This window comes from Mycobacterium montefiorense (assembly GCF_025823255.1).
In the GTDB taxonomy this organism is placed as follows: Bacteria; Actinomycetota; Actinomycetes; order Mycobacteriales; family Mycobacteriaceae; genus Mycobacterium; species Mycobacterium montefiorense.
This window is the reverse complement of record NZ_JACKVL010000008.1, coordinates 95,955-120,408: the sequence shown is the minus strand read 5'-3', so window position 1 is coordinate 120,408 and position 24,454 is coordinate 95,955. Positions and strand designations below refer to the sequence as shown.

At 65.8% G+C, this 24,454-nt stretch carries 22 protein-coding genes, 1 tRNA gene and 1 pseudogene; 6 read left to right on the top strand and 18 right to left on the bottom strand.

Annotated features, from left to right (window positions below; genetic code table 11):
• Positions 1-2 precede the first annotated feature (2 nt).
• Together H7K34_RS06940 and fabG are read right to left on the bottom strand one after the other, a co-directional pair.
• Positions 3-1,226 (bottom strand): acetyl-CoA C-acetyltransferase, encoded by a 1,224-nt coding sequence (locus tag H7K34_RS06940; protein WP_264061097.1) that lies wholly within the window; start codon positions 1,224-1,226, stop codon positions 3-5.
• A gap of 1 nt (position 1,227) precedes the next feature.
• The gene (gene fabG, locus H7K34_RS06935) at positions 1,228-1,968 is read right to left on the bottom strand and encodes a 3-oxoacyl-ACP reductase FabG (RefSeq protein WP_264061096.1); all 741 of its coding nucleotides are present in this window, start codon (positions 1,966-1,968) and stop codon (positions 1,228-1,230) included.
• A gap of 122 nt (positions 1,969-2,090) precedes the next feature.
• On the opposite strand from fabG, the gene H7K34_RS06930 reads away from it, so the two are divergent.
• The 3 genes from H7K34_RS06930 to H7K34_RS06920 all read left to right on the top strand — a co-directional run bounded on the left by H7K34_RS06930 (position 2,091) and on the right by H7K34_RS06920 (position 6,388).
• Entirely contained in the window at positions 2,091-3,284 is a 1,194-nt protein-coding gene (locus H7K34_RS06930; protein ID WP_264061095.1) for an acyl-CoA dehydrogenase family protein, read from the top strand.
• Positions 3,284-4,105 (top strand): mycofactocin-coupled SDR family oxidoreductase, encoded by an 822-nt coding sequence (locus H7K34_RS06925; RefSeq protein WP_264061094.1) that lies wholly within the window; start codon positions 3,284-3,286, stop codon positions 4,103-4,105. The genes H7K34_RS06930 and H7K34_RS06925 overlap by 1 nt, the downstream gene beginning before the upstream one ends.
• 432 nt (positions 4,106-4,537) lie before the next feature.
• A complete protein-coding gene (locus H7K34_RS06920) occupies positions 4,538-6,388 on the top strand; it encodes a fatty acyl-AMP ligase (RefSeq protein ID WP_264061093.1) in 1,851 nt (616 codons plus the stop codon).
• A gap of 7 nt (positions 6,389-6,395) precedes the next feature.
• Here the strand turns inward: H7K34_RS06920 and H7K34_RS06915 are convergent, their stop codons facing one another.
• The 6 genes from H7K34_RS06915 to H7K34_RS06890 all read right to left on the bottom strand — a co-directional run bounded on the left by H7K34_RS06915 (position 6,396) and on the right by H7K34_RS06890 (position 14,761).
• Entirely contained in the window at positions 6,396-7,472 is a 1,077-nt protein-coding gene (locus H7K34_RS06915) for an ecdysteroid 22-kinase family protein (protein ID WP_264061092.1), read from the bottom strand.
• 91 nt (positions 7,473-7,563) lie between these two features.
• Positions 7,564-9,303, bottom strand: coding sequence for an ABC transporter ATP-binding protein (locus H7K34_RS06910; RefSeq protein WP_264061091.1), 1,740 nt, complete (start codon positions 9,301-9,303; stop codon positions 7,564-7,566).
• Positions 9,300-11,918 carry an ABC transporter ATP-binding protein/permease gene (locus H7K34_RS06905; RefSeq protein ID WP_264061090.1) on the bottom strand — a complete coding sequence of 873 codons (2,619 nt, stop codon included), beginning with the start codon at positions 11,916-11,918 and terminating at the stop codon, positions 9,300-9,302. The genes H7K34_RS06910 and H7K34_RS06905 overlap by 4 nt, the downstream gene beginning before the upstream one ends.
• Before the next feature lie 181 nt (positions 11,919-12,099).
• Entirely contained in the window at positions 12,100-13,332 is a 1,233-nt protein-coding gene (locus H7K34_RS06900) for a fatty acid desaturase family protein (RefSeq protein WP_264061089.1), read from the bottom strand.
• A gap of 10 nt (positions 13,333-13,342) precedes the next feature.
• Positions 13,343-14,470, bottom strand: a complete 1,128-nt coding sequence (locus H7K34_RS06895) for a ferredoxin reductase (RefSeq protein WP_264061088.1) — start codon at positions 14,468-14,470, stop codon at positions 13,343-13,345.
• A gap of 209 nt (positions 14,471-14,679) precedes the next feature.
• Positions 14,680-14,761 (bottom strand) — tRNA-Leu (locus H7K34_RS06890).
• Positions 14,762-14,900: 139 nt separating this feature from the next.
• Here H7K34_RS06890 and H7K34_RS06885 point away from each other — a divergent pair.
• Entirely contained in the window at positions 14,901-15,533 is a 633-nt protein-coding gene (locus H7K34_RS06885) for a GNAT family N-acetyltransferase (protein WP_264061086.1), read from the top strand.
• Here H7K34_RS06885 and mbtN read toward each other — a convergent pair.
• The 3 genes and pseudogenes from mbtN to H7K34_RS06870 form a co-directional block, all read right to left on the bottom strand.
• Positions 15,500-16,669 (bottom strand): mycobactin biosynthesis acyl-ACP dehydrogenase MbtN, encoded by a 1,170-nt coding sequence (gene mbtN, locus H7K34_RS06880; protein WP_264061084.1) that lies wholly within the window; start codon positions 16,667-16,669, stop codon positions 15,500-15,502. The genes H7K34_RS06885 and mbtN overlap by 34 nt on opposite strands.
• A gap of 1 nt (position 16,670) precedes the next feature.
• Positions 16,671-18,245, bottom strand: coding sequence for a long-chain-fatty acid--ACP ligase MbtM (gene mbtM, locus H7K34_RS06875; protein WP_264061083.1), 1,575 nt, complete (start codon positions 18,243-18,245; stop codon positions 16,671-16,673).
• Positions 18,242-18,496 (bottom strand): annotated as a pseudogene (locus H7K34_RS06870) (acyl carrier protein); the annotation flags it as partial. The pseudogene H7K34_RS06870 and the gene mbtM, both read right to left, overlap by 4 nt.
• A gap of 134 nt (positions 18,497-18,630) precedes the next feature.
• Between H7K34_RS06870 and H7K34_RS06865 the strand changes: the two are divergent.
• The gene (locus tag H7K34_RS06865; RefSeq protein WP_108925288.1) at positions 18,631-19,023 is read left to right on the top strand and encodes a hypothetical protein; all 393 of its coding nucleotides are present in this window, start codon (positions 18,631-18,633) and stop codon (positions 19,021-19,023) included.
• Positions 19,020-19,358, top strand: coding sequence for a DUF3817 domain-containing protein (locus H7K34_RS06860; RefSeq protein ID WP_264061081.1), 339 nt, complete (start codon positions 19,020-19,022; stop codon positions 19,356-19,358). The genes H7K34_RS06865 and H7K34_RS06860 overlap by 4 nt, the downstream gene beginning before the upstream one ends.
• Positions 19,359-19,378: 20 nt before the next feature.
• Here H7K34_RS06860 and rdgB read toward each other — a convergent pair whose 3' ends face one another.
• The 7 genes from rdgB to H7K34_RS06825 form a co-directional block, all read right to left on the bottom strand.
• Positions 19,379-19,984, bottom strand: a complete 606-nt coding sequence (gene rdgB, locus H7K34_RS06855; RefSeq protein WP_264061245.1) for an RdgB/HAM1 family non-canonical purine NTP pyrophosphatase — start codon at positions 19,982-19,984, stop codon at positions 19,379-19,381.
• A gap of 44 nt (positions 19,985-20,028) precedes the next feature.
• Positions 20,029-20,808, bottom strand: coding sequence for a ribonuclease PH (rph, locus tag H7K34_RS06850; protein WP_108925106.1), 780 nt, complete (start codon positions 20,806-20,808; stop codon positions 20,029-20,031).
• 46 nt (positions 20,809-20,854) lie between these two features.
• Positions 20,855-21,640, bottom strand: a complete 786-nt coding sequence (locus H7K34_RS06845) for a cyclic nucleotide-degrading phosphodiesterase (protein WP_264061080.1) — start codon at positions 21,638-21,640, stop codon at positions 20,855-20,857.
• A gap of 71 nt (positions 21,641-21,711) precedes the next feature.
• Positions 21,712-22,527 (bottom strand): glutamate racemase, encoded by an 816-nt coding sequence (murI, locus tag H7K34_RS06840; protein WP_264061079.1) that lies wholly within the window; start codon positions 22,525-22,527, stop codon positions 21,712-21,714.
• Positions 22,524-23,186 carry a rhomboid family intramembrane serine protease gene (locus H7K34_RS06835; RefSeq protein ID WP_264061077.1) on the bottom strand — a complete coding sequence of 221 codons (663 nt, stop codon included), beginning with the start codon at positions 23,184-23,186 and terminating at the stop codon, positions 22,524-22,526. The genes murI and H7K34_RS06835 overlap by 4 nt, the downstream gene beginning before the upstream one ends.
• Positions 23,183-24,154, bottom strand: coding sequence for a PLP-dependent cysteine synthase family protein (locus tag H7K34_RS06830; RefSeq protein ID WP_264061076.1), 972 nt, complete (start codon positions 24,152-24,154; stop codon positions 23,183-23,185). The genes H7K34_RS06835 and H7K34_RS06830 overlap by 4 nt, the downstream gene beginning before the upstream one ends.
• Before the next feature lie 9 nt (positions 24,155-24,163).
• Positions 24,164-24,436 carry a MoaD/ThiS family protein gene (locus H7K34_RS06825; RefSeq protein ID WP_264061074.1) on the bottom strand — a complete coding sequence of 91 codons (273 nt, stop codon included), beginning with the start codon at positions 24,434-24,436 and terminating at the stop codon, positions 24,164-24,166.
• Positions 24,437-24,454 lie beyond the last annotated feature (18 nt).

Genomic DNA, 24,454 nt, shown 5'->3' with positions numbered 1-24,454 from the left:
GTCTAGCTGACCCGTTCGAAGATCGCGGCCAGACCTTGGCCACCGCCGATGCACATGGTCTCCAACCCGTAGCGCGCCTGGCGACGGCTGAGCTCACGCGCCAGGGTCGCCAACATCCGCCCGCCGGTCGCACCCACCGGATGGCCAAGCGAGATTCCCGAGCCGTGCACGTTGGTTCGGTCGAAGTCGGTGGCACCGAACTTCCATTCCCGTGTCACCGCAAGTGCTTGGGCGGCAAAGGCTTCGTTGAGTTCAATCAGGTCGATATCGGACAGTTGCAAGCCGGCCTTGGCCAGCGCGGCTTCGGTGGCGGGTACCGGACCGATACCCATAATGTTGGGCGCCACGCCCGCCACTGCCCACGAGACCAGGCGAACCAGTGGCTTCAGGCCGTATTCGGCCGCCTTCTCCGGCGTGGTCACCACACACATGGAAGCGGCGTCATTCTGTCCGCTGGCGTTGCCGGCCGTAACCGTGGCCTGCGGATCATCCTTGAGCAGAACCGGTTTGAGCTTGCTCAGCGACTCCACCGACGTGTCGGCGCGCGGATGCTCATCCGTGTCGACGATTTCCTCGCCCTGCCGGCCGCGGATGACCACTGGAATTATCTCCGAGGCCAGCACGCCATCCTTCTGCGCGGCAACGGCACGCTGATGCGAACGCGCCGCGAGCTCGTCTTGCTCCTGGCGCGAAATGCCGTACTGGCGACGCAAGTTCTCAGCCGTCTCGAGCATGCCGCCCGGGACCGGATAGTCGCGGCCGCCGGCAGTAGTGCGTCCGCGCGCCAGCCCGTCGTGCACCTGAACACCGTTGCGTGAGGGTCCCCAGCGCATGTCGGTGGAGTAGAAGGCGACATTACTCATGCTTTCGCAACCACCGGCGACAACGAGATCATTGTCGCCGGCGCCCACCTGCAGACATGCCTGGATGACCGCCTGCAGGCCCGACCCGCAACGGCGGTCGACCTGCATGCCGGGGACCGTCACCGGCAAGCCGGCATCCAGCGCCACCACGCGTCCGATCGCGGGCGCATCGCTGTTCGGATAGCAGTGGCCGAGAATCACGTCTTGCACGGCATCGGGCGACAGCCCGGTTCGCTCGAGCAACCCCTTCAACGCCGTGACACCGAGGTCGACGGCGCTGTGCGCCTTGAACATTCCGCCATAGCGGCCGATCGGTGTCCGAACGGGTTCACAGATTACGGCTGCGCGCACTGCGTCACCCATCTCAGAGATGCCGGCCGCCGGTGATTTCCATGACCGTACCGGTCATGTACGACGACAGGTCGGAAGCCAGGAACAACGCCACGCTGGCGACCTCGCTGGGCTCACCCGCCCGTCCCATCGGCACCTCGGCGACCTTTGAGTCCCAAATACGTTGCGGCATAGCCTCAGTCATGGCGGAGCGGATCAAACCGGGAGCGATCGCGTTCACCCGGACACCCAGGTAGGCCAGCTCTTTGGCGGCCGCCTTGGTCATGCCGACGATGCCGGCTTTGGCCGCCGAATAGTTGGTCTGGCCGATCATGCCGACCTTCCCCGATACCGAGGACATATTGATGATCGCGCCCCGCTTGTTTTCCCGCATGATCGCTGACGCCAGCCGGATGCCGTTCCACGTCCCCTTCAGATGCACATCGATCACCTGATCGAACTGCTCCTCGGTCATCTTGCGCATCGTCGCGTCACGGGTAATGCCGGCGTTGTTGACCATGATGTCGAGGCCGCCGAAACGCTCGATCGCGGTCTGGATCAGGGTTTCGACGTCGGACGACTGCGTGACATCGCACCGCACCGCGACGGCGACGTCGTCACCGCCCAGCTGCTTGGCCACGATTTGGGTTTCCTCGAGATTGACATCACCGAGCACCACTCGCGCTCCCTCGGCGACGAATCGCTCCGCGATCGCCAGACCCAGTCCCTGCGCTCCGCCTGTGATTACAGCGGTCTGACCTGCCAATAACGACACTGTCGATCACACATCCTTCACTGTTATCGCTACCACCGGGTACCCCGAAGCAAATATCATATTTGATATAGGATCCTGCTCTGTACCGGGGTGTCCCGGATCGGGAGAGGAGTGTGGAGCCAATGGCCAGCACCGAAGTCGCGGCAGTCTCGGATGACGATTTCCGCGAGATCCTGGCTCAGACAAGGCAATTCGTCCGCACCGCCGTTGTCCCGCGCGAGCAGGAGATTCTCGACGAGGACCGCGTCCCCGACGACCTGCGCGACGAAGCCAAGAAGATGGGGCTGTTCGGCTACGCGATCCCCCAGGAGTGGGGCGGCCTCGGCCTCAACCTGATGCAGGACGTCGAGCTGGCGATGGAGCTGGGCTACACGTCATTGGCACTGCGGTCGATGTTCGGCACCAACAACGGCATCGCCGGACAGGTCCTGGTCGGGTTCGGCACCGACGAGCAGAAATCCCGCTGGCTGGAATCCATCGCGTCCGGCGACGTCGTCGCCTCGTTCGCGCTGACCGAACCCGGCGCCGGATCCAATCCGGCCGGCCTACGGACCAAAGCCGTACGCGACAACGACGATTGGGTGATCTCCGGCCAGAAACGCTTCATCACCAACGCACCCGTTGCCGACCTTTTCGTGCTGTTCGCGCGCACCAGGCCCGCTGACGATCAGGGCCCGGGGATCGCGGTGTTCCTGGTTCCCACCGCCACCGCCGGCGTCGAGGTGGGAACCAAGGACGCCAAGATGGGCCAGGAAGGCGCGTGGACAGCCGATGTCAGCTTCAATGACGTCCGCGTCGGTCCCGATGCGCTGATCGGGGGCAGCGAGGACGTCGGCTATCGCGCCGCGATGACCTCGCTGGCGCGCGGGCGAGTCCACATCGCCGCGCTGGCAGTGGGCGCAGCGGCGCGTGCGCTCGACGAATCGGTCGCGTACGCCGCCACCGCGACCCAGGGCGGTGCGCCGATCGGAAGCTTCCAGTTGGTGCAGGCGATGCTCGCCGACCAGCAGACCGGCGTGATGGCCGGCCGCGCGCTGGTGCGTGATGCCGCGCGGCTGTGGGTCGCGGACGAGGACCGCCGGATTGCCCCCTCTGCCGCGAAGGTGTTCTGCACCGAAATGGCCGGCAACGTTGCGGATCTCGCGGTCCAGATTCACGGCGGCAGCGGTTACATGCGTGGCGTTGCCGTCGAACGGATCTACCGGGACGTGCGCCTGCTGCGGTTGTACGAGGGCACCAGTGAGATTCAACGTCTGATCATCGGCTCGAACCTGGTCAAAGCGGCCGGGCGAGCTAGCACATCAAAGGAGCGCTAATGGCAGGCAAGCTCGAGGGGCGAGTCGCTTTCATCACGGGAGCGGCACGCGGCCAGGGCCGCGCGCACGCGGTGCGGATGGCCCAGGAGGGCGCCGACATCATCGCCGTCGACATCGCCGGCAAGCTGCCATCCTGCGTTCCCTACGACCCGGCGACCGAGGAGGATCTTGCCGAAACCGTTCGCCTCGTTGAAGAGGCGAACCGCCAGATCCTCGCCTCCGTGGTCGACACCCGCGACCTGGAAGCGCTGCGCAGGGTCGTCGACGACGGAGTCGCCGCACTGGGGCGCCTCGACATCATTGTGGCCAACGCCGGCGTCGCGGCCCCCCAGCCCTGGAACGAGATCACGGCCGAGAACTTCGGCGACGTGCTGGACATCAACGTGACGGGCACCTGGAACACCGTGATGGCCGGCGCGGACAAGATCATCGAGGGTGGCCGCGGCGGCTCGATCATTTTGATCAGCTCGGCGGCCGGGGCCAAACAGCAGCCGTTCATGGTGCACTACACCGCCAGCAAGCACGCCGTCACCGGGCTGGCGCGGGCCTTCGCGGCCGAATTGGGCAAGCACTCGATCCGGGTCAACAGCGTCCACCCCGGCCCGGTGAACACGCCGATGGGCTCCGGCGACATGGTCGAGGCGGTGGCCAGGGCGATGGAGACCAACCCCCAGCTGTCGCACGTTCTGACGCCGTTTCTGCCCGACTGGGTCGCCGAGCCGGAAGAGATCGCCGACGCCGTGTGCTGGCTGGCCAGCGACGAGTCGCGCAAGGTCACCGCGGCCCAGATCCGGGTGGACCAGGGTTCTAGCCAATACTGACGCGTAGCCGATGAAGCTATTTGCTGTCGCGCGCACGATCGTCAACGAAGGCGGAATCGTGCGTTTTCAGATATACGACAAGCAATTCGCGGCATCGGTGCGAGCAACTCGCAATGCGCCCAGCGCGGCGACGACGAACCAAAACACCGTCGACAGATTCGCCGTCGCCGCCCCGCGATCGAGCGGATGTTGTCCCGCTCGATCGCGATGGATTCGGGAGGAAGACGTATGCGGCCCCGGCGCCGTCCCGAGCCGCGCGTCACGCCAACATATTTCACGCTGACAACGTCTGACGTACCAGCCCTCTGACGACTAAATCCGCTAATGATTACGGGTGCGTAATGTGATGCAAATCACATTGTTATTGAACGTGGCGCGCGACACACCCACCCGGTGGAGCAAAACACTAAGTGGCTCTCTTATTCTCTGATCATGGGACGGCCCCATTTGTCGATAGATGCTGTTAAGCCACTAGCGGCTGACATAAATGATTACGTTCTCGCTGACGGCTCCATTGTCTTGCCCGACGGGTTGATTCTCACCTCGTTCTTCGATCAAAACCGGGCAGCCTTCGGTGACCGTCCGTCATACCGGTTCGTCGACTACGCGAAAGAGCAGGACGGACGCGTCGTCGAACTGAGCTGGAATGAGCTGTGGACTCAGGTGCGTGCGATCGGCGCCCGTCTCCAGCAAGTCGCGAAGCCCGGAGACCGAGTGGCGATCTTGGCGCCGCACGGTCTGGAGTACGTGGCCTCGTTCTTCGCCGCCGTGCATGCGGGCAACATTGCGGTCCCGCTGTTCGCACCAACGCTGGCCGGCCACACCGAGCGGCTGACGGCAGTGTTGGCCGACGCCCGGCCCGCTGTGGTGTTGACGACGACCGCGGCGGCCGAGTCCGTGCGGAAATCGCTGCGTGCGCATCCGGTGGTCGGAAGGCCGCGACTGATCGCGGTCGACGCGATCCCGCCGTCGCTAGCCGCGATGTTCACCGAGCCCACCATCGCCACGGACGACACCGCGTACCTGCAGTACACGTCCGGGTCGACGCGCACTCCGGCCGGCGTGGAGGTCACACATCGCGCCGTGATCACCAACGTGCTGCAGATGATCCTGGGTGCCGAACTGCACCCAAACACCCACAGCGTCAGCTGGTTGCCGCTCTACCACGACATGGGCTTGATCATGATCATGTTCCCGGCGTTGTGCGGTGGCGAATACCTCACGCTGCTAGATCCCATGGCATTCGTGCGCCGGCCTTTCCGGTGGATCAAGGAACTGAGCGCGGAAGCCGCCAACGGTCCGACGTTCGCGGCCGCACCCAATTTTGCGTACGAGTTGGCCGCCGAGCGCGGGTTACCCCCCGACGGCGTACCCATCGACCTGCAGAACGTGGTCGGGCTGCTGAACGGCTCGGAGCCGGTGACCATGTCGGCAATCGAGAAGTTCACCACGGCGTTCGCCCCGCACGGTCTACCCGCGACAGCCGTCAAACCGGCCTACGGGATGGCCGAGGCCACCCTGGGAGTGGCCATGACCGCCCCGGACGCGGCGGCCCACGGCGTATTCCTCGACCGGGCTCAACTCGCCGCAGGACACGCGGTGATCGTCGAGCCGGACGCCGAGGGTGCGGTCGCCTATGTCTCCTGTGGTCGCCCGTTTCGTGATATCTGGGCGGTGATCGCCAGCCCGGACGGTGCCGAGGTGGCGGATAACGGCGTCGGGGAAATCTGGCTGCACGGCAACAACATCGCCCGCGGCTACTTCGGCCGCGAGGAAGAATCACAACGCACGTTCGCCAACAAGCTGCAGTCCCGGGTCGAGCGCGACAGCCATGCCGAGGGCGCCCCGGACAACTGTTACTGGTTGGCCACCGGCGACCTCGGCGTCTACATCGACGACGAGCTGTATCTGACGGGCCGGATAAAGGACCTCGTCATCATCGACGGTCGCAACCACTACCCGCACGACATCGAAACCACGGTCAGCCACTCGTCGGACGCCATCCGAACCGGCTACGTGGCCGCGTTTTCGGTTCCAGCGGACGCCGGGGACGGCGGCTCCGCCGAGCAGCTTGTGGTCGTTGCCGAACGCGCCGCGGGTGTCGGGCGTGCGGACCCCGAGGCGATCACCGCGGCCGTACGGGCGGCGGTCTCGCGCGAGCATCAGGTCCGGGTCGCCGACATCCGGCTCGTTGCCGCCGGCACGATTCCGCGCACCACCAGCGGCAAACTCGCCCGCAACGCGTGCCGTGCCGAGTACCTCGCCGGGCGGTTCAGCCGATAATCTCCGCTCAACCGAGCAGTTCCAGGGTTCGGAGTTCACGCACGGCCCGGCAGCCGCGACTGAGCATGGCGAGCACCATGTCGTCGCCGCGTTCGGTGGCGGCGGCGAAGGCGAATCCCAGAGCGGAGATCAGCAGCGCGTGCGGCATCCCGAGCCGGTAGTCGCGCCAACAGGTGTCACGGTCGTAGCCGGTCACGCCGTAACCCAGCAATGCTTGATGGTATTCGCCGACGAGGTCTTTCTCGATCGCCGACCGCAGCTCCGAATTCAGGCTCGTCGCCGTGAAATACGCGAGGTCTCGTGCCGGCAGACCCACGCCGAGCGTCTGCCAGTCGACCACACTCACCCAGCTATGCGCCGGGTCGAACAGCAGGTTGTCGAGTCGGTAGTCACCGTGCAGCAGCGCGAACCGATCTCGCTCGGCGAACAGCCATGGTGTCACCAAACCCATTGTCGTGGTGAAGGTCTCGCGATCTTCGGCGCTCATGCGGTCGCCCAGCTTTTCCAGGGTGATGTCGGCGCTCATCTTCGCCACGTCGCCAAGACCCTTGGCCCCGGCTTCATCCGGCCGGGGAAAGGCCAGGCCGGGCAGGTCCAGCCAGAACGGGTCGCACCAGCTGGGCCCATGTAGTCCGGCCAGCGCCAGCACCGACAGTCGCGCCTCCTGCTCACCGCAGCCCGCGATCTGATCTCCTTGTACCGCGGGCGCTTGGTCGGCGAGCAGCAGCGCGTATTCCATGGCGTCGTCGGTGATCTGGCAATAGAAACAGCTCGGGGTCGGCACCTTCACCCGGTCGGCCACCGAGGTGTAGAACGCGCATTCGCTGCGGTAGCCGATTACGACGCGGTCGCGCACGGTGTCGTCCTGGGCCGGCAGCTTGATCACGAAAGTCGGTGGCAGATCACCGGGATCCGTGCCATAGCGGGCCGTCACGCGATAGGTCGCGCCGGTCTGGCCCGTGCCGATCGCCACCACGTCGACGTCGGCCACCTCGACCGGTGCGTGGCGTTCGCTAAGCGCTGTGGATAACCACTCGGGTGTCACATCGCCGGGGTACCGCGGAATCGACACCACAGCACTCATAAGCAACCACGCCTCCAGGAATTAACCAGCCGACTGCCGATCAACTGTAAGGCATACCGCAAGCGCCACCCGCCGTGACCTGTTCGGTGGCTTACTCAGCGACTATGTGCCAATCGGCGGCCTCGTGCTGCTGCCGCCAGAATTCGCTGAAACGGCCACCCGCAGCCAGCAATTCGTCGATCGAACCGTCCTCGACCACTCGCCCGTTGTCGACAAAGAGAACGCGATCGGCGTGCCGGATGCTCGCCAATCGATGGGCCACGATCACCCGGGTGCGTGCCTGCGGATCGGCGGTCAGCGCGTCGACCACCGCGACCTCGTTCTCGGTGTCCAACGCGCTGGTGGCCTCGTCGACCAACAGCACGGGAGCGGCCTTCAGCAGCGCTCGCGCGATGCTGACCCGTTGCCGCTCGCCGCCGGACAACGCCGAGCCTGCCTCGCCGACGACGGTGTCGGCGCCGTCGGGCAGTCTGCCGATCAGCTCGTCGACTCGCGCCAGCGCAACCGCCCGGCCGAACTGATCGTCGCCGGCGGTGGGATTTCCCGCGAAGACGTTGTCGCGGATCGTCCCGTGGAACAGGTACGGGTGCTGGAAGACGACACTGCTGACCGCGCGGCGCGCCTGGGCGTCCAGCGTGGCGGCGTCGGCGCCGTCGACGACGACGCGACCGCGGGTCGGTTGGTGCAGCCCGGCGATCAGCGCCAGGATCGTGCTCTTGCCGGAGCCCGACGGTCCGACGATCGCCGTCGTGGTTCCCGGCTGCAGGGCGAAGCTGACCCCGTCCAGCACCGGCGTGCTCGCGCCGTCGTAGCCGAAGGCGACATCATCGAATTCGATGCGCGGGGCAGCGGCGGCGTCGGACAAGCCGGCGGCCCCGGCCACCAACGCCGGTGCGGTCAGCACGCCGCGGATCCGGTCGAGCGTGGCGCGGGTGCTTTCCAGCGCCGGTGCCAACTCGCTGACGGTGGTGAACGGCTCCAGATAACGGGCGATCACCACGATCAAGGCGACGGCCTCGGCAACGGTCAGGGTGCCATTCATGGTGAGCGCCGTCGTGGCACCGGCCAGCGCGATCAGCGCCAGCTGACTGGCGACGCTGAACAACAGCTGGCCCGGGATCTGCATGCCCAGCAGCCGCATCGTCGCACTGTGCTGTTCGGCCAGGGCGGTGCCGACCAGGCTGCGGGCCGGCTCGACCCGTCGTGCGGCTCGCAGCGCCTGCTGGGTGCGCGCGAACTCGATGATCCGTTCGGTCAACGCGGTGTTGGCATCGCCGGCCGCCGCGTCGGCGCGACGCGTCAATCGAAGCGACGCCCACAGCGCCCCCAGCAGCAAGGGCACACCGGCCAGCGCCGCCACCCCGAGTTGCCAGGAGATTCCCAACAGCGCGACCGCGATGACCGCGGGCAGCAGCACCGCCGTGCTCAGTGGCGTGAGCAGGTTGACCACCAGGCCGACGAGTTCCGGGCCGGTAGCCGCGATCGCCTGGCGGGCCGTCGCGGTGTTGTCGGCGGTGAACCAGTCCAGCCGAACCCCGGGAAGCCGGTCCGCCACATCGTGCTGCGAGTGGTCGAGCACGGCGAATCCCAGGTTGAAGCCGATCCGCGCGGTCGTGGCGTCGACGATCCATCCGGTCACGGTCGCGACGGACAGCCAGCCCAGCCACGCCACCGCGCGCTGCGGGGTGTCGCTGAACAGCGCGCCGACCAGCGGGACGAGCAATACCGCGCCCACCGCGCGCACAACGACCGCAACGAACGCGAGCACGGCATAGCGGGTCACCTGTGCGCGGTGATCCGCCGGAACAAGGCTTATCCAGGTGCGGATCATCGCCGGACCTCCTGCACCGCCGCGGTCACGGCCACTGGCTTGCCCTGGCCGGTATCCCACAACCGGCGATACCGGCCGTCGGCGGCGAGTAACTGGTCATGGGTACCGCGTTCGGCAATCCGTCCGTGATCGAGCACCACAATCTGGTCGGCCCGGGTGATGGTGTGCAGTCGATGGGCGATCACCAACACGGTCCGGTCCTGGGTCAATCGGTTAAGCGCTTGCTGGACAAGGTATTCCGACTCGGGGTCGGCGAACGCGGTGGCCTCGTCGAGGATCAGGACTGGCGTGTCGGCAAGGATGGCGCGGGCGATGGTGAGGCGTTGCCGCTCACCACCCGACAGTGCGGCACTGGCGCCCAGCACGGTGTCGTAACCATTCGGCAGCCGTAGCACCCGCTCGTGGATTTGCGCCTCGCGGGCCGCGGCCTGGATCTGTTCGAGCGTGGCGTCGGGGACGGCCAACGCAATGTTATCCGCGACCGTGCCGTGCACGAGCTGGGTTTCCTGCAGCACAAACCCGACCCGCGTGTAGAGCTCGTCGGCGGTAAGCGACCGGATGTCTTGTCCCCCAACACGTATCGCACCGTGTTCGACGTCGTGGAATCGGGCCAGCAGTGCCGCGAGCGTCGACTTCCCGGATCCAGACGGCCCGACCAGCGCGGTCACCGTGCCCGGCCGCAGCTGCAGTGACACGTCCTGAATCACCGGGACCCCGGGACGATAGCTGAAGCCGACCCCGTCGAACACCACCGTGGCCGCGTCGTCGGGTGCTGCGCCCGGCTGTTCTTGCACCGCGAGCTCTTGCTCGTCGAGCGCGACTTGCAGGCGCCGGGCCGCGATCATGCCGCTGCGGATGCCGCCGAGTCCGTAGGCGATGCCGAGCAGTCGGACACCGAAGGTGGTGCCCAGCAACAAAAACGGCAGCAGATTGACCGGATCCATCCGATGTGTGACGACCAGCAAGGTGCCGACGACCGAGATCAGCCACAAGAAGGTGGACGGCCGGGTGGCCAAATCCATCGTGGTTTTCTTGCCGGCCAGCGGACGCTGCCAGGCCACCAGGAATCCGACGTACTCGTCCAACCGGCGGCGGAAGCTCGACGCCGTCGCGCCGCCGAAAACGCGGATCACCGGCTGGCCCTCGAGGTAGGCGCCGGCCTCGGTGTTCATCCGCTCGGCCCAGCGTTGCGCCGCAACGATCTTCGGGCCGGATTGGATCGTCAACGACGACGTCAGCACCAAATAGACCAGCACCGGACCGAACAGGACGAGCGCCACCCGCCAGTCGACGAAAAACAGATAGACCAGCACCGCCACCGGCGCGACCACGGCGTTGACCGCGTCCGGGATCGCATGGGTGACCAGGTAGTGCAGCGAGAGCGTGTCGTCGGTCACCAGTTGCTTGATCGAGCCCGATCCGCGAGCGGTGAACCAGCCCAACGGCAACCGCGACATCTTGCTCAGCAGCCGCGAGCGCAGATCACTCGCGAACCGTGCGTCGATCACGTGCAGCCAAAGGGTGAGGGCGGCACCGAGCACGGTGCCCAGACCCAGCAGCCCGACCGCGGCGATTCCGACACTCCACAGTCGCGACTCGTCGGCGCCGGCCACCAATAGCCGGGCGAGGGCCACCAGCAGCACGAACGGCGCGAGCTGCACGAGAGTGATCACGGCCTGCAGCACGCCGGAGACGATCAGCGCCGAACGCAGCGGCGCGAGCAGCCGGCCGGCCGCCAGAGCGCGCCAACTGCCCTGGTTTGCCGGAGCGGACACATCGTCGACGGCAACCGGCGCCGTGTCGGGCTGGGCCGCAACGCTTTCCGACAACTGGCCGGCACCGGGCACCGAGGTGGCCTGCGGCTCACCGCCGCGGGTGGTACCCATCTCGCGGCCGGCGCTCCAGTACGCCTGCGCGTGCACCTCGGACTTGGGAAACCCGAATACGTCTTTCAGCCGCTTGCGGACGTTTTTCAGCGCGGTCGCCTCGGGTGTCGCCCAGGCATACCAATTCGACCAGTCGCGGGTCTCGATGGCGTCGGCCAGCGATTTCTCGTCGCCGCGGGCAACCCAGTGCACCCGCAGCCGGGGGTGCTGCGCGATCGGGATCGCGGTGTCGTTGTCGTCGTGCTGCTCGAGGTACATCTCGATCGGCACGTCGTCGGGGACGGTGCCGATGATTCCGTTCATCCCGGGAATCGACGCCGAGTCGCCGATCAGCAGATAGCCGGCCGGCTGCTCCTCGGGGGTGTCGAACCGCGACGAGCCCATCAGCGACATCAGCGCGATGGTGGCACCGGGTGCGACGGTGCGCGCCCACTTCGACGCAGGACCGGCGGGCTCGTGCAGCACGACGTCGACCGCGAAGCGGCCGGCGGGGACATCCGCCTCGGAGATCGTGTAGGCGCGCTGGAATTCGGTATTGGAACCGTCCGGGTCGGGAAACCAGAACCGCAGCCACGCGGCGGGTTCGGCCTCCGCGTCTTCGAACAGAGTCGCCGACTCCATTCGAATCCGCACGAAATGCGGTGCGATCTGCACGGTTTCCAGCACCGTTGCGGTGTGGTCGCGCGCGCCGAAGCCCCGCAATATCGCGCCCTGGAACCCGCGTGCCATCAGCGGTCCTCTCCCGCGGCGGGGAGTTCCGCCACGACCTCTACGATCGAACGCCCCAGCGGATGTCGCCGGCCCGGACCTGGACATAGCAAGTTCCCGAACTAAGGGTTGCCTTACCATAGCTGAATCCATGCGGACGGTCGAGACGCGGTGGCCAGGGGCGCGGGCCGTAGCAGCGCATTTAGGCGGCTAGCCGACCTGCCTGCAAATCGCGCAGCGCGGTGCGCAGGCCTCGTCGTTTTCCTGTCGCAGGGTCGACGAAGCTCTCCCGCAGCCCGTCGCGGACGCGGAACTTCAACTCGGAGTTCGTCTCCGGCGCGTCATCAGGAGTTCCTTTGAGCAGCTTGTCGGGCAACGCGAGCTTGAAGATCGTCCAGAACGACTGCCAGTACTGCCGCCCAAGTGATCCCGTGGTGTAGGGCAGGTCGTACTTCTCACACAACTCGCGCACCCGCACCGAGATCTCCGCATAGCGATTGCTCGGCAGGTCGGGAAAAAGATGGTGCTCGATCTGATAGCACAGGTTGCCACTGATAAACGCCAGCAGTGGTCCAGCGTTGAAGTTGGCCGAGCCCAGCATCTGGCGCAGATACCACTCCCCCTGCGTCTCGTTCTCGAACTCCTCTTTGGTGAACTTCTCGGCACCGTCGGGAAAGTGACCACAGAAGATCACCATGTAGGACCAGTAATTGCGGATCAGGTTGGCTACCGCGTTGGCCCGCAGCGTGTGCTTCCAGTTCCGACCGGCCAACGCCGGAAAAACGACGTAGTCCTTGCCGACCTGTTTGCCGACCTTCCTGGCGATGATCTTTAGGTCCTTGCGCACTTGCGCCCAAGTCTTGTCGTGCCTGCGAACCGCCGAAAGCTCCAATCCGTGTGCGGCAACACCCCATTCGAAAAGTGTGCCCAACAGCAGGTTGTAGATCGGGTTGCCGAGCATCCAACGCGCCCAGGGCTCGTCCCGGGTGACGCGCATGATGCCGTAACCGACATCGTCATCCATGCCGACGATGTTGGTGTACTTGTGGTGGATGAAGTTGTGCGACTTCTTCCAATGCACACTGGGCGAGGTGGTGTCCCATTCCCATTCGGTGGAGTGGATCTCCGGGTCGTTCATCCAGTCCCACTGACCGTGGGTGATGTTGTGACCGAGTTCCATGTTCTCGATGATCTTGCCGGTGCCCAGCATCGCTGTCCCAGCGGTCCAGGCGTACTTATTGCGGCTCGCCATCAGCACGATCCGCGCGCCGACTACCAAGGCGCGTTGCAGCTGGACGGCTCGGCGGATGTAGCGGGCGTCGCGCTCGCCGCGAGACTCCTCGATGTCGGCGCGGATCGCGTCGAGTTCGCGCCCTAGCGCCTCGACGTCCTCGGCGCGCAGGTGTGCGTATTGCTTTACGTCGGTAATTGCCATCTTCTTCTCCTTAAACCTTGAGGGTGCAATCGCCGGATGCCGTGGAGATGCAGGTTTGGATGCGATCGCCTTCGCCGTGCTCCGTGCCGGACCTGAAGTCGCGTACGTGCCCCGACTCGAGCGGAAGTACGCAGGTTTGGCAGATTCCCATCCGGCAACCGAACGGCATCTGAATGCCGACTTTCTCGCCTGCCTCTAAAAGCGATGTGGCGCCGTCGATTTCAATGGTCTTGTCTGATATCGCGAAGCTGACCGTGCCACCCTCGCCGCCTTTGTCGGTCGCCGCGATGGTAAAGCGTTCCAGGTGCAGTTGCTCACCGACGCCCGCGTCCTTCCACACACCTTCTACGGTGTCGAGCAGGGCTGACGGCCCGCATGCCCACGTCGAGCGATCCTGCCAGTCGGCCACCGTTGTGGCGAGCTCGTCGAAATCAAGATGGCCCGCAGATTCGGTGAGTTGCAGGTGAAGTCGATACCCGGGCTGGGATTGTTCGAGCTCGCGCAACTCGTCGCTGAAGATCACGTCATCCGCACGCGGCGCCGAGTGAATGTGCACAATGTCGGCGTCTTGATTACGGGAGTGCAGAGTCCGCAACATGGCCATCACCGGCGTGATGCCGCTGCCGGCGGTGACGAACAGGATCTTCGCCGGCGGCGGATCAGGCAGCGCGAACTCTCCCTTCGGAGTAGCCAGCCGCACGATCGTGCCAGGTTCCACGCCGTTCACCAGGTGCGTCGACAGAAAACCCTCAGGGGTCGCCTTGACGGTGATCGTGATGTTCTTGTTGTCGCGCTGTGGAATTGATGTCAGCGAATACGAACGCCAGTGCCACCGTCCGTCGATCCGCAGTCCGATACCGACGTACTGGCCCGGCCGGTATTTTCCGGAGAACCCCCATCCAGGTTTGATCGTCACCGTCGCGGAATCTGCGGTCTCGGGGTGCACGTCGACGATGAGGCCGCGCAGCTCGCGCGCCGACCACAACGGATTGAGCATCTTGAGGTAGTCATCCGGCAGCAATGGGGTGGTTGCGCGGGCGGCCAATCCCCGTGGCACATTGACCCAGGATTTGGCGGCAGTGACCCCTTTGGCGGGCGCCTTGCTCCATCGACTTAGGCTGCGCAGCGTAGAACCCATAGTCCGTCCAATGCTTTGATCGAATTCACCGCGGATCGGCTGATCCACGGTTCTGAATCGGCTACCCACACCCCGGTGTTCAATAAACAGTTGTTCGCTGAGTTGCTCGGCGGCGTCGCGGCGCCGGGTGCGGCTACCGAGGAAATCGACACCCGAGCGGTCCGGGCAAGGGCGAGGTGAGACGGCCTACTCGGCCGAAAACACCGGAGTGCGCAAGGGGGGACTCGAACCCCCACGTCCTAAGACACTGGAACCTAAATCCAGCGCGTCTACCAATTCCGCCACTCGCGCCTGGGCGTAGCGATATTACCGCCTACCGGCCCGGCGACCGGGCCAACGTCACATCGCGGGCGTCTTAGCGACAGGCTCTCATAGAAATTTGGCATGCCTAACCTAACCTCAAAACAGGCTCGGGTAAGGTCAGCAAACCATGGACGGAGCTTCGAGCACCCAGACCACAGACGCGTCGACTCAGGTATTGAAGCGCGAGCGCAAGGACCTATCCGAGGAGGTACGGCGCATCGGCCGGCCTCCGGTCCCCTTGCTGGACCCGCCGTACTATTTCCGTGCCGCCGCGAGCGACGACGCGGAGATGGTGTCTGAGTGGATGAACCTCCCTCACCTCGCCGAGACCTGGGAATACGCCTGGCCGGCGTCGCGCTGGCGCCAACACCTCGACGCACAGCTCGAGGGGACCTATTCGCTGCCGTTGATCGGAACCCTGCGCGGCAAGGAGTGCGCCTACCTGGAGATTTATTGGGCAGCAAAGGACATGATCTCGCGTCACTATGACGCCCAGCCCCACGACATCGGGATGCACGCGGCCATCGCCGATCTGGCACTGGTCAACCGGGGATTCGGCCCGCGACTGCTGCCGCGAGTCATGACCAGCGTGTTCGCTCAGGAGCCGCGCTGCGAGCGGATCATGTTCGACCCCGATCACCGCAACACCGTTGTCCGCCGACTGTGCGAGTACGTCGGATGCCGTTGCCTGGGCGAGTATGAAGCGCCGAACCGGCGGATGGTGCTCTATGCGTTGGAGCGTCCTGCCCAGTCCTCGTAGCCCTCGTGGTCGGCTTTCATACCGGCCGCCACCAATTCCCAGAGGATTTCGTCGGTGCCGCCGCCAACCCGGGCCAGCTTCATGTCCCGCCACAACCGGCCGAGCGGTGTTTCGTCGACGAGATAACCTGCACCGCCGAAGATGTGCATGCACTCGCCGATGACTTCTTCGCCCAACCGTGCCGCGGTCACCTTGATACCCGCGGCCGCACGCAGATCCAGCCGCCCCTGAGCGGCGATGCCATGCAGCGCGAAGCGCAGCTGGTCGACGCGGGCCTGCAGGTCCGCCATCCGCAGCCGCAACGCCTGATGCTCGAACAGCGTTTGTCCGAATTGGCGACGAACCATCATGCGGGCCAACGTAATTCCGATCACCCGCTGGCACGACGCCGCGATCTGTCCGGCAATCGACATCCGCTCGTGCGCCAATCCCCAACTGATCGCGGCCAGCCCGGTGCCGGCCCGTGCGACCATCGCGTCGGCCGGAACCCAGGTATCGATGTGGACGGCCGCGGTGTCCAGCGGCCCCGCCCCCACCTTGTCGTAAAGCCGCTGCACGTCGACATGCGTAGTCGGCACCGCCACCACGACGACATTGCCGTGCCGGCTGGACGAGTCGTGGTCGACGCTGCGCGCCACGACCATGATGTGGTCGGCGATGGGAGAAAGAGAAACGAACTTCTTGATGCCGCGGACTTCGAAACCGCCGTCACGCGAGCGAACTTCGGTTTCGACGATCTGCAGGTCCGATCCGCCGGATTCTTCCGAGGCGCCGATGCAGAGCACCGCCTCGCCGCGGATTGCTTTTTCGCAGATGTCTTGCAGGTAGTCCGACTTGCCGAAACGGCGCAGCAGGGCGATGGCCGAGTCGTGCAGGCTCACGCCCACGCCGATCCCGGCGGACGCCAGGTGCCCCAGCGCGAAGGCAAGCTCCACGATTTTGCTGACATCAGGATGGGCTTGGTCAGTCCACTTGGCTGCGAAGACACCGCTCGATCCCAAATGCTCGATGAGCTTACGCGGAAAGCGTTGCTGTGCTTCGGCTTCGGCCGTCCACTCCGAGACGCGGTCATCGAAGACCTCGGACAGCAACGCGCGATAGTCGGCATCGAAGACGGTTTGGCTTGTCGTTGTCATGTCAGTCCACCAGCTCAAGGGTGCGCCGCACTTCCAGACGGCGTAATTTGCCGGACGATGTGCGCGGCAGAGATCCTGGCGACATCAAGACCACGTCGGCGGGCACGATCCCGCATACCGACGCGATACGCCGAATCACCTCGGTGCGCGCCTGCGTCTGGTCGTCGCCTTTAAACTCGGCCGCCACGACCAGACCGGGACGTGCGGAACGCTCGCCGGTGCCCAGGGCAACCACGCAGCCTTCCCGAACGCCGTTGACTTGGGCCGCGATCAGCTCGATTTCCATCGGGAAGATATTGCGTCCCGCAATCGAAATGATCTCCTTGGCCCGGCCACACACGACCAGGCGACCGTCGTCGAAAAAGCCTAAATCTCCTGTGGGAAACCAATCCTCGCGATCGATCACCGGGTGTCCCAGGTAGCCATCCATCATCGACGTACCGCGTATCTCGATCTCACCGATCTCGCGGTCGGTCGTCTCGGAGTAGCGAGCGCTGGACACGACCCGTATCTCCATGCCCGCAACCGCCTGACCCAGAACGGCGTATTTGTGCGAACCGCTGACATCCGAGACAGTGGCAACGCTCAATCCCGTGCCCAGCGCGGGTAGCGCGACCGCGCAGGTGGACTCGGCGAGCCCATAAGACGGCGCCAGCGCGTCCGCGTCAAATCCGAACGGCGCCATTGCTTCTGCGAACCGCGCGAACCCGTCGCAATCCACCGGCTCCCCACCGTTGAGCGCCACCCGCATCGCACTGAGATCGACATCGGACACCAGCGACGCGTACTTGCCGAGGATGTTGTAGGCGAGGTTGGGCGCGGCGGTGATCGTCGCGTGGTTATCCGACATCCACTTGAGCCAATTGAACGGCGACGCGGAGAACGCCGTCGGCGAAGCCAGCAACAGCGGCAGCCGGGCCAGCATTGCGGCGAGCACGCAGCTGAGTCCCATGTCGTGAAAGAGCGGCAGCCACGAGCAAACAACATCGCGGGACGCGTCGGAGCCGAACCGTTGATCAACCCCGCGCATGTTGCTAAGCACGGCGCCCGGAAAGAGCATGGCGGTTTTGGGCGATCCGGTCGATCCCGCCGTTCCCTGCAAAATGGCGGGGCCAACGGTTTCGGCGTGGGGAATGCCTGACGCCGAGCGGTTGGTGCGCGCCGCGGTCGCGAGGTCTTCGATCGTGATGCCCGCGGGCTCAACCGATTGCAGGCTTTCCAGGAATGAGCCGTGGCTCAGGACGGCGGTTACCCCGATCCCGGCGAACCGCGTCAGCGTCGACTCCGCCCAATGCCGTAACTCGGCGCCCCGCACCGGCCCCGGCAGTATCGAGATTGCCGCGCCGGTCAGCCAGGTGCCCTGGATCGCAGCGACGAACTCGACGATGGGTTCGCCGACGAGCCCGACGACGGTGGGTCGGCCATGGTCGAGTAGCCAGGCCGCAACTCCTTCGGCCAGCCCGTGCACCTCTGGCCACGGGCGCCGTTGCCACTGCGAGGTCTCCTTGTCGAAAACGGACAAGTCGGAGGTCGCGGTCTGCATTGACCGCGTGATCGCCGCCGCGAGTACGCTCATTGCGCTGTTTTTGCCGCGATCGCTGCGTCTAGATCGCCGACCGTGTCGCAGGTCAACAGTTCTTCCTCGGACAGCGCGACGCCGAGCCGCTCCTCGATGGCGACCATGCCAACAGCAAATGCCACCGAGTCCAATCCGACGTCGTCGATCAATCGGGCCTCGGGCGTGACCCGGGTCATGTCGACATTGAGCTCGTCACGCAGAATGCTTTGCAGCGCAGTCGTGACCGCTGAAGTTGAGGAGGCCATGGCGAGCGACCTTACACGTTGTTAGTAAGGCAAGTCTAGCCTACCCCTGACCCGTGAGAGTTTTGCCACATCAGGTGTTCAGCGAACCCGCCGCGCTGCTGTCACTGCGCACCGAGAGCTCGCGGTACCGTCGAGGGGTGTCCAGCCAGGCCCATCCGAGGCGCCATCACCGGCCCGCCTTGATCATCCTGGTGATCGTCGCGGCCTGCGGCTGCCTGGCCCTGGGCTGGTGGCAATGGACCCGGTTTCAGTCGCCGTCCGGCTCCTTCCAGAACCTCGGCTACGCGCTGCAATGGCCGTTGTTCGCATGGTTCTGCGTCTACGCGTACCGCAATTTCGTTCGCTACGAGCAGGCTCCGCCGCAGCCGCGCAACCACGGCGCAGTGACCGAGATACCGGCCGGACTGCTCCCCGAGCGGCCCCAGTCCGCCCAGCAACCGCCCGACGATCCCGCACTGCGGGAGTACAACGCTTACCTGGCCCAGCTCGCAGCCAAAGATGCCGAAAAGCAGAACAGGACCACCGCATGACCACACCCGAGACACCTGGAGTCGCCTCCGCCGACCGCGTCCGCCCTGCCCTGCTCGGCTATCGGATCATGGCGTGGACGACGGGCCTGTGGCTGATCGCGCTGTGCTACGAGATCGTTTCGCACCTTGCGTTGCACCATGAGATCCGGTGGATCGAAGTGGTGCACGGTTGGGTGTACTTCGCTTACGTCCTCACGGCTTTCAACTTGGCGATCAAAGTCCGCTGGCCGATCGGCAAGACCATCGGTGTGCTGCTGGCCGGCACGATCCCGCTGCTGGGCATCATCGTCGAGCACTTCCAGACCAAGGAGATCAAGGCCCGCTTCGGACTTTGAGGGCGAGCGTGCGGCGCCGCTTAGGCCAGAGCGCGCAAGGCGGGTAGCAGCTGCGCCAGCGCGCGACCACGATGTGAGGCCGCGTCCTTCTGCTGCGGGCTCAGTTGCGCTGCGGTGCAGTCACTTCCGTCGGGTACGAAAACCGGGTCATAGCCGAACCCGCCGTCGCCGCGTGGCGCGCGGACAATCGCGCCCGGCCACTCGCCGCGGACAACGACTTCGCCGCGGTCCCAGACGAGCGCGCAGGCCGACACGAACGCCGCGGAGCGCCGTTCGTCGGGCACATCACGCAACTGGGCAAGCAGCAGCGCGGTGTTGCCGGCGTCGTCGCCGTGGCTGCCCGCCCAGCGCGCCGACAGCACGCCGGGCATGCCGTTCAGCGCTGCCACTTCTAAACCGGAGTCATCGGCCACGGTGGCTAAACCCGTCGCGGCGAACGCATCTCGCGCCTTGGCCAACGCGTTGTCTTCGAACGTCGCACCGGTTTCGGGCGCCTCGTCGAACGGCGTCACATCGTTCAGCGACACCAGCGTCAGCGCCGATAAGCCTGCGCCGTCCAGCACCCGGCGCAGTTCGGCCAGCTTCTTGGAGTTACGGCTGGCGACCAGCAGCCGTGATGAGCGCAAGCGCGGCGAAGCCGGGCGCGGCGAGTCATCACCTTGCGGCACGGTCAGCTTCCGAATGCCTTCGGCGAATTCGGCCCCTCGGGCAGCACACCTGGGTAGGGCAACTCCAGCGCCTCGCGCTGCGCGGCGAACAGAGCGTCGCACGCGCCGAGCGCCATGTCGAGCAGCTTGTCCAGCGTCGAGCGCGGGAACGTCGCGCCCTCACCGGTGCCCTGGATCTCGACCAGGGTTCCGGTGTCGGTGGCGACGACGTTCATGTCAACCTCGGCGCGCGAATCCTCCTCATACGGCAGATCCACCCGGACCCTGCCGTCCACCACGCCGACACTGACCGCCGCGATCGCGCACGACAACGGGCGCGGATCCGACAGCTTGCCCGCCGCCGACAGGTAGGTCACCGCGTCGGCCAGCGCCACATAGGCACCCGTGATCGCGGCGGTGCGAGTGCCGCCGTCGGCCTGCAACACATCGCAGTCGACGGCGATGGTGTTCTCCCCCAACGCCGCTAGGTCGATGCACGCGCGCAGCGACCGTCCGATGAGCCGGCTGATTTCCTGGGTGCGCCCGGACTGCCGGCCTTTGACCGATTCCCGGTCCGAGCGAGTGTGAGTAGCCGACGGCAGCATCGCGTACTCCGCGGTCAGCCAACCCAGTCCAGACCCCTTGCGCCAGCGCGGTACTCCCTCGGTGACGCTGGCGGTGCACAGGACTTTGGTTTGGCCGAATTCGATCAGTACCGAACCAGCGGGATTTTCGGTGAAACCCCGGGTGATGACTAGTGGGCGAAGCTCGTCGTCGTTGCGACCGTCTTCTCGTTTTGACACGACGCCACCCTAGTCCTCCGGGGCGGCGAAGGCCGGGTCGGTTGAATCAGACTCGTTCGGAGTGCCGAACATCGAACGTCTCGTTGCACACCACCGCGTGCACGGGACCGTCGAACTCGGCCTTGGCCTCACTGATCACATCCTCGCGCGCGGTCCACGGCGGGATGTGCGTCAGCAGCAGCTCGCGAACACCGGCCTGCGCCGCGACGCGGCCGGCTTCGGTGCCCGACAAGTGCAGGGCAGGCGGACGATCCGGCGCGTGCGTCCAGGACGCCTCGCAGAGGAACACGTCGGCACCGCGGGCCAGCTCGATGAGCTGATCGCAGAATCCGGTGTCGCCGCTGTAGACGAATGACGCACCGCTGGGATCGGTGATCCGCAATCCGTAGGACTCGGTGGGGTGCGCCACCACGCGCGGCGTGACGGACAGCGCACCGATGTCGACCGCCTCGCCATCGACCCAGTGACGGACGTCGAAGATGTCCGAGCAGTCGTCGATTTCACCGCCGTACGGTGACGACGCCGCGCCCAACCGCGACCAGGTGTCGCTCGGGCCATACAGCATCGCCTTGGCCAGCGGACGGGCCGACGGATGGTAGCGGCGCCACACGAACAGGCCCGGCATATCCAGGCAGTGGTCGGCATGCAGATGCGACAAGAGCACCTGAACGGAAGCCGGGTCCGCGTAGCGCTGCAGAGCCCCTAGCACACCCCCGCCGAAGTCGAGAACCAGCGGTGGTGTGTCCGGTGCCCGAAGCAAATATCCCGACGCGGGCGAGTCCGGACCCACCACGCTGCCCGAGCAGCCGAGCACGGTTATTCGCACAGGCACTACTGTGCCATGCCCGGAACCACCATGAGAAAAACATCGCCGCATTGATGTGATGAGAATCTCTCTGCGGGCTAGCCAATGGGCGAGCGATGCACCGGCCGAACACCGACGACGGAGGGCCCCAGGAATCGGGCCGCCAATTTCGTGAAGGCCTCGGGGTCGCCGGTAGCTTCGAAAATGCGGGTCGCCGGCGCCGCGTCATGCGGACGCAGCAAATCCCGTTCGGTGAGCACCCGCAGCACTTCCTTAGCGGTCTCCTCGGCGCTGGAAACCAATGTCACATTTTCGCCCATCGCCAGCTGAATCAAGCCGGACAGCAGCGGATAGTGCGTGCATCCCAGCACCAGCGTGTCGACCTGAGCGCGTTGCAGCGGCTCCAGATACCCCTCGGCCAGCCCCAGCACCTGGCGCCCACTCGTCACGCCGCGCTCGACGAAGTCGACGAAGCGCGGGCAGGCCGCCGCGGTGATCTCGGTGTCGCGGGCGGCGGCGAACGCGTCCTGGTAGGCGTGCGAGGTGATGGTCGCCTGGGTGCCGATGACGCCGATGCGGCCGTTGCGGGTGGTGGCGACGGCACGGCGCACCGCCGGCAGGATCACCTCGACGACCGGCACGTCGTAACGCTCGCGGGCGTCGCGCAGGCACGCCGCCGACGCGGTGTTGCAGGCGATCACCAATGCCTTTACACCGCGGCCGACCAGGTCGTCACCGATGGCCAGCGCGTGGGCGCGAACCTCGGGAATGCTGAGCGGACCATACGGACCGTTGCCGGTGTCGCCAACGTAGACGATGTCCTCGTCCGGCAGTTGATCGATGATCGCGCGGGCGACTGTCAGTCCCCCCACGCCGGAGTCGAAGACCCCGACGGGCGCTAGCGGCGAGCTCATGAGTGCGTGCCGGCTTTTCGCTTCGCCCGGGCCTTGCGTTCTGGAGCGGACAATAGGTACGCGGCCACGACACCGGCGATGGCACCGCACAAATGGCCCTGCCACGACACCCCACCGCATTGACCGAGCACCGGCATCGCGCCGAGCAGCACGCCGCCGTAGACGAACAGCACCACCAGGCCGATGAAAATATCGGTGAATCTGCGCACGAATATGCCGAAGAGCAGCAGAAATGCCAGCCAGCCGAAGATCACCCCGGAGGCCCCGATGTGGTCCGTCGGCCCGCAATTACTACCCCAGTTGCCGATCAGCCAGGTGCCGAAGCCACCCAGGATCCAAACGATCGCGGTGGCCCACACGAACCGCGACATTCCGGCCAGCGTCATCAGAAATCCGAGCACCAGCAGCGGGACGGTGTTGGCCATCAGGTGCTGCAAATTGGCGTGCAGCACGGGCGCGAAGATGATCCCCCACAGGCCGTCGGTTTCCAGCGGCCTGATGCCGTTGGCGTCCAGGGAATGCCGCGACAGTTGGTCGAACAGCTCAACGAGGTAGAGCAGCGCGACGAAGGTCAGGATCGTGGCCCCGCCCACCATCCACCGCGGACGCTTGGTTGTCTGCGTCGCGGGTGTGCGCGAACTTCCGGCTGGCTGGCTCATGCCCACAACTGCCCTTCTAGAGCGTCTTCGGCATCATCCAGGCTACCGGCATAGGCACCTGTCGACAGGTACTTCCATCCGGCGTCGGCCACCACGAACGCGATGTCGGCGCGTTCGCCGGCACCGAGCGCCTTGCCGGCGAGGCCCAGGGCGGCGTGCAGCACCGCGCCGGTCGAGATGCCCGCGAAGATGCCTTCGGACTCCACCAGCTCGCGGGTGCGACGGACCGCGTCCAGCGCGCCGACCGAGTAGCGCGTCGTCAAAACGTCCGGGTCGTACAGCTCGGGGACGAATCCCTCGTCGATGTTGCGCAGCGCGTACACGCCCTCGCCGTAGCGGGGTTCGGCAGCCACGATCTTGACGCCGGGCACCTGCTCACGCAGAAACCGCCCGATGCCCATCAGCGTGCCGGTGGTGCCCAGGCCCGCGACGAAATGAGTGATGCCGGGCAGATCGGCAAGCAGCTCGGGGCCGGTGCCGTGGTAGTGCGCGTCGGTGTTGGCCGGGTTGCCGTACTGGTACAGCATCACCCACGACGGGTTGGCCGCGGCCAGTTCCTTGGCGGTGGCCACCGCGGTGTTGGATCCGCCCTCGGCCGCCGAGTTGATGATCCGCGCGCCGTAGAGCTCGAGCAGCTGGCGCCGTTCCACCGAGGTGTTCTCGGGCATCACGCAGATCAGCCGATAGCCCTTGAGCCGGGCGGCCATCGCGAGCGAGATCCCGGTGTTGCCGCTGGTGGGTTCCAGGATCGTCGTGCCGGGCGTCAGCAGCCCGTCCGCCTCGGCCTGCTCGATCATCCGCAGCGCCGGCCGATCCTTGATCGATCCGGTCGGATTGCGGTCCTCAAGCTTGGCCCACAGCCGCACATGCGGGCCATCCGCGCCATCGCTCCAGCGCGGCGAGAGCCGCGCCAGACCGACCAGCGGCGTGTTACCCAGCGCCTGCAACAGCGAGTCGTAGCGCGTCATGCGCCCCGCTTACCCACCCGCCACGGCGGGCAGGATGGTGACCGAGTCGCCGTCGGCGATCTCGGTGTCCAGGCCGCCGGAGAAACGCACGTCCTCATCGTTGACGTAGATGTTCACGAAGCGGTGCAGCTTGCCGGTGTCGATCAGACGCTCGGAGATGCCCGAGTAGTTGGCTTCCAGGTCGCTGAGCACGGCGCCCAAGGTGTCGGCACTCGCCGAGACGCGCTTCTCGCCGCCGGTGTGGGGCCTAAGGATGGTCGGGATGGACACGGTGACGCTCATGCGGGCCTTTCTCCGGGC

Bases quoted from the DNA above. Each gene is read 5' to 3' on its own strand.
- H7K34_RS06940 (WP_264061097.1), bottom strand. From the start codon at position 1,226: ATGGGTGACGCAGTGCGCGCAGCCGTAATCTGTGAACCCGTTCGGACA.
- H7K34_RS06930 (WP_264061095.1), top strand. From the start codon at position 2,091: ATGGCCAGCACCGAAGTCGCGGCAGTCTCGGATGACGATTTCCGCGAG.
- H7K34_RS06925 (WP_264061094.1), top strand. From the start codon at position 3,284: ATGGCAGGCAAGCTCGAGGGGCGAGTCGCTTTCATCACGGGAGCGGCA.
- H7K34_RS06920 (WP_264061093.1), top strand. From the start codon at position 4,538: ATGGGACGGCCCCATTTGTCGATAGATGCTGTTAAGCCACTAGCGGCT.
- H7K34_RS06915 (WP_264061092.1), bottom strand. From the start codon at position 7,472: ATGAGTGCTGTGGTGTCGATTCCGCGGTACCCCGGCGATGTGACACCC.
- H7K34_RS06910 (WP_264061091.1), bottom strand. From the start codon at position 9,303: ATGATCCGCACCTGGATAAGCCTTGTTCCGGCGGATCACCGCGCACAG.
- H7K34_RS06905 (WP_264061090.1), bottom strand. From the start codon at position 11,918: ATGGCACGCGGGTTCCAGGGCGCGATATTGCGGGGCTTCGGCGCGCGC.
- H7K34_RS06900 (WP_264061089.1), bottom strand. From the start codon at position 13,332: ATGGCAATTACCGACGTAAAGCAATACGCACACCTGCGCGCCGAGGAC.
- H7K34_RS06895 (WP_264061088.1), bottom strand. From the start codon at position 14,470: ATGGGTTCTACGCTGCGCAGCCTAAGTCGATGGAGCAAGGCGCCCGCC.
- H7K34_RS06885 (WP_264061086.1), top strand. From the start codon at position 14,901: ATGGACGGAGCTTCGAGCACCCAGACCACAGACGCGTCGACTCAGGTA.
- mbtN (WP_264061084.1), bottom strand. From the start codon at position 16,669: ATGACAACGACAAGCCAAACCGTCTTCGATGCCGACTATCGCGCGTTG.
- mbtM (WP_264061083.1), bottom strand. From the start codon at position 18,245: ATGAGCGTACTCGCGGCGGCGATCACGCGGTCAATGCAGACCGCGACC.
- H7K34_RS06860 (WP_264061081.1), top strand. From the start codon at position 19,020: ATGACCACACCCGAGACACCTGGAGTCGCCTCCGCCGACCGCGTCCGC.
- murI (WP_264061079.1), bottom strand. From the start codon at position 22,527: ATGAGCTCGCCGCTAGCGCCCGTCGGGGTCTTCGACTCCGGCGTGGGG.
- H7K34_RS06835 (WP_264061077.1), bottom strand. From the start codon at position 23,186: ATGAGCCAGCCAGCCGGAAGTTCGCGCACACCCGCGACGCAGACAACC.
- H7K34_RS06830 (WP_264061076.1), bottom strand. From the start codon at position 24,154: ATGACGCGCTACGACTCGCTGTTGCAGGCGCTGGGTAACACGCCGCTG.
- H7K34_RS06825 (WP_264061074.1), bottom strand. From the start codon at position 24,436: ATGAGCGTCACCGTGTCCATCCCGACCATCCTTAGGCCCCACACCGGC.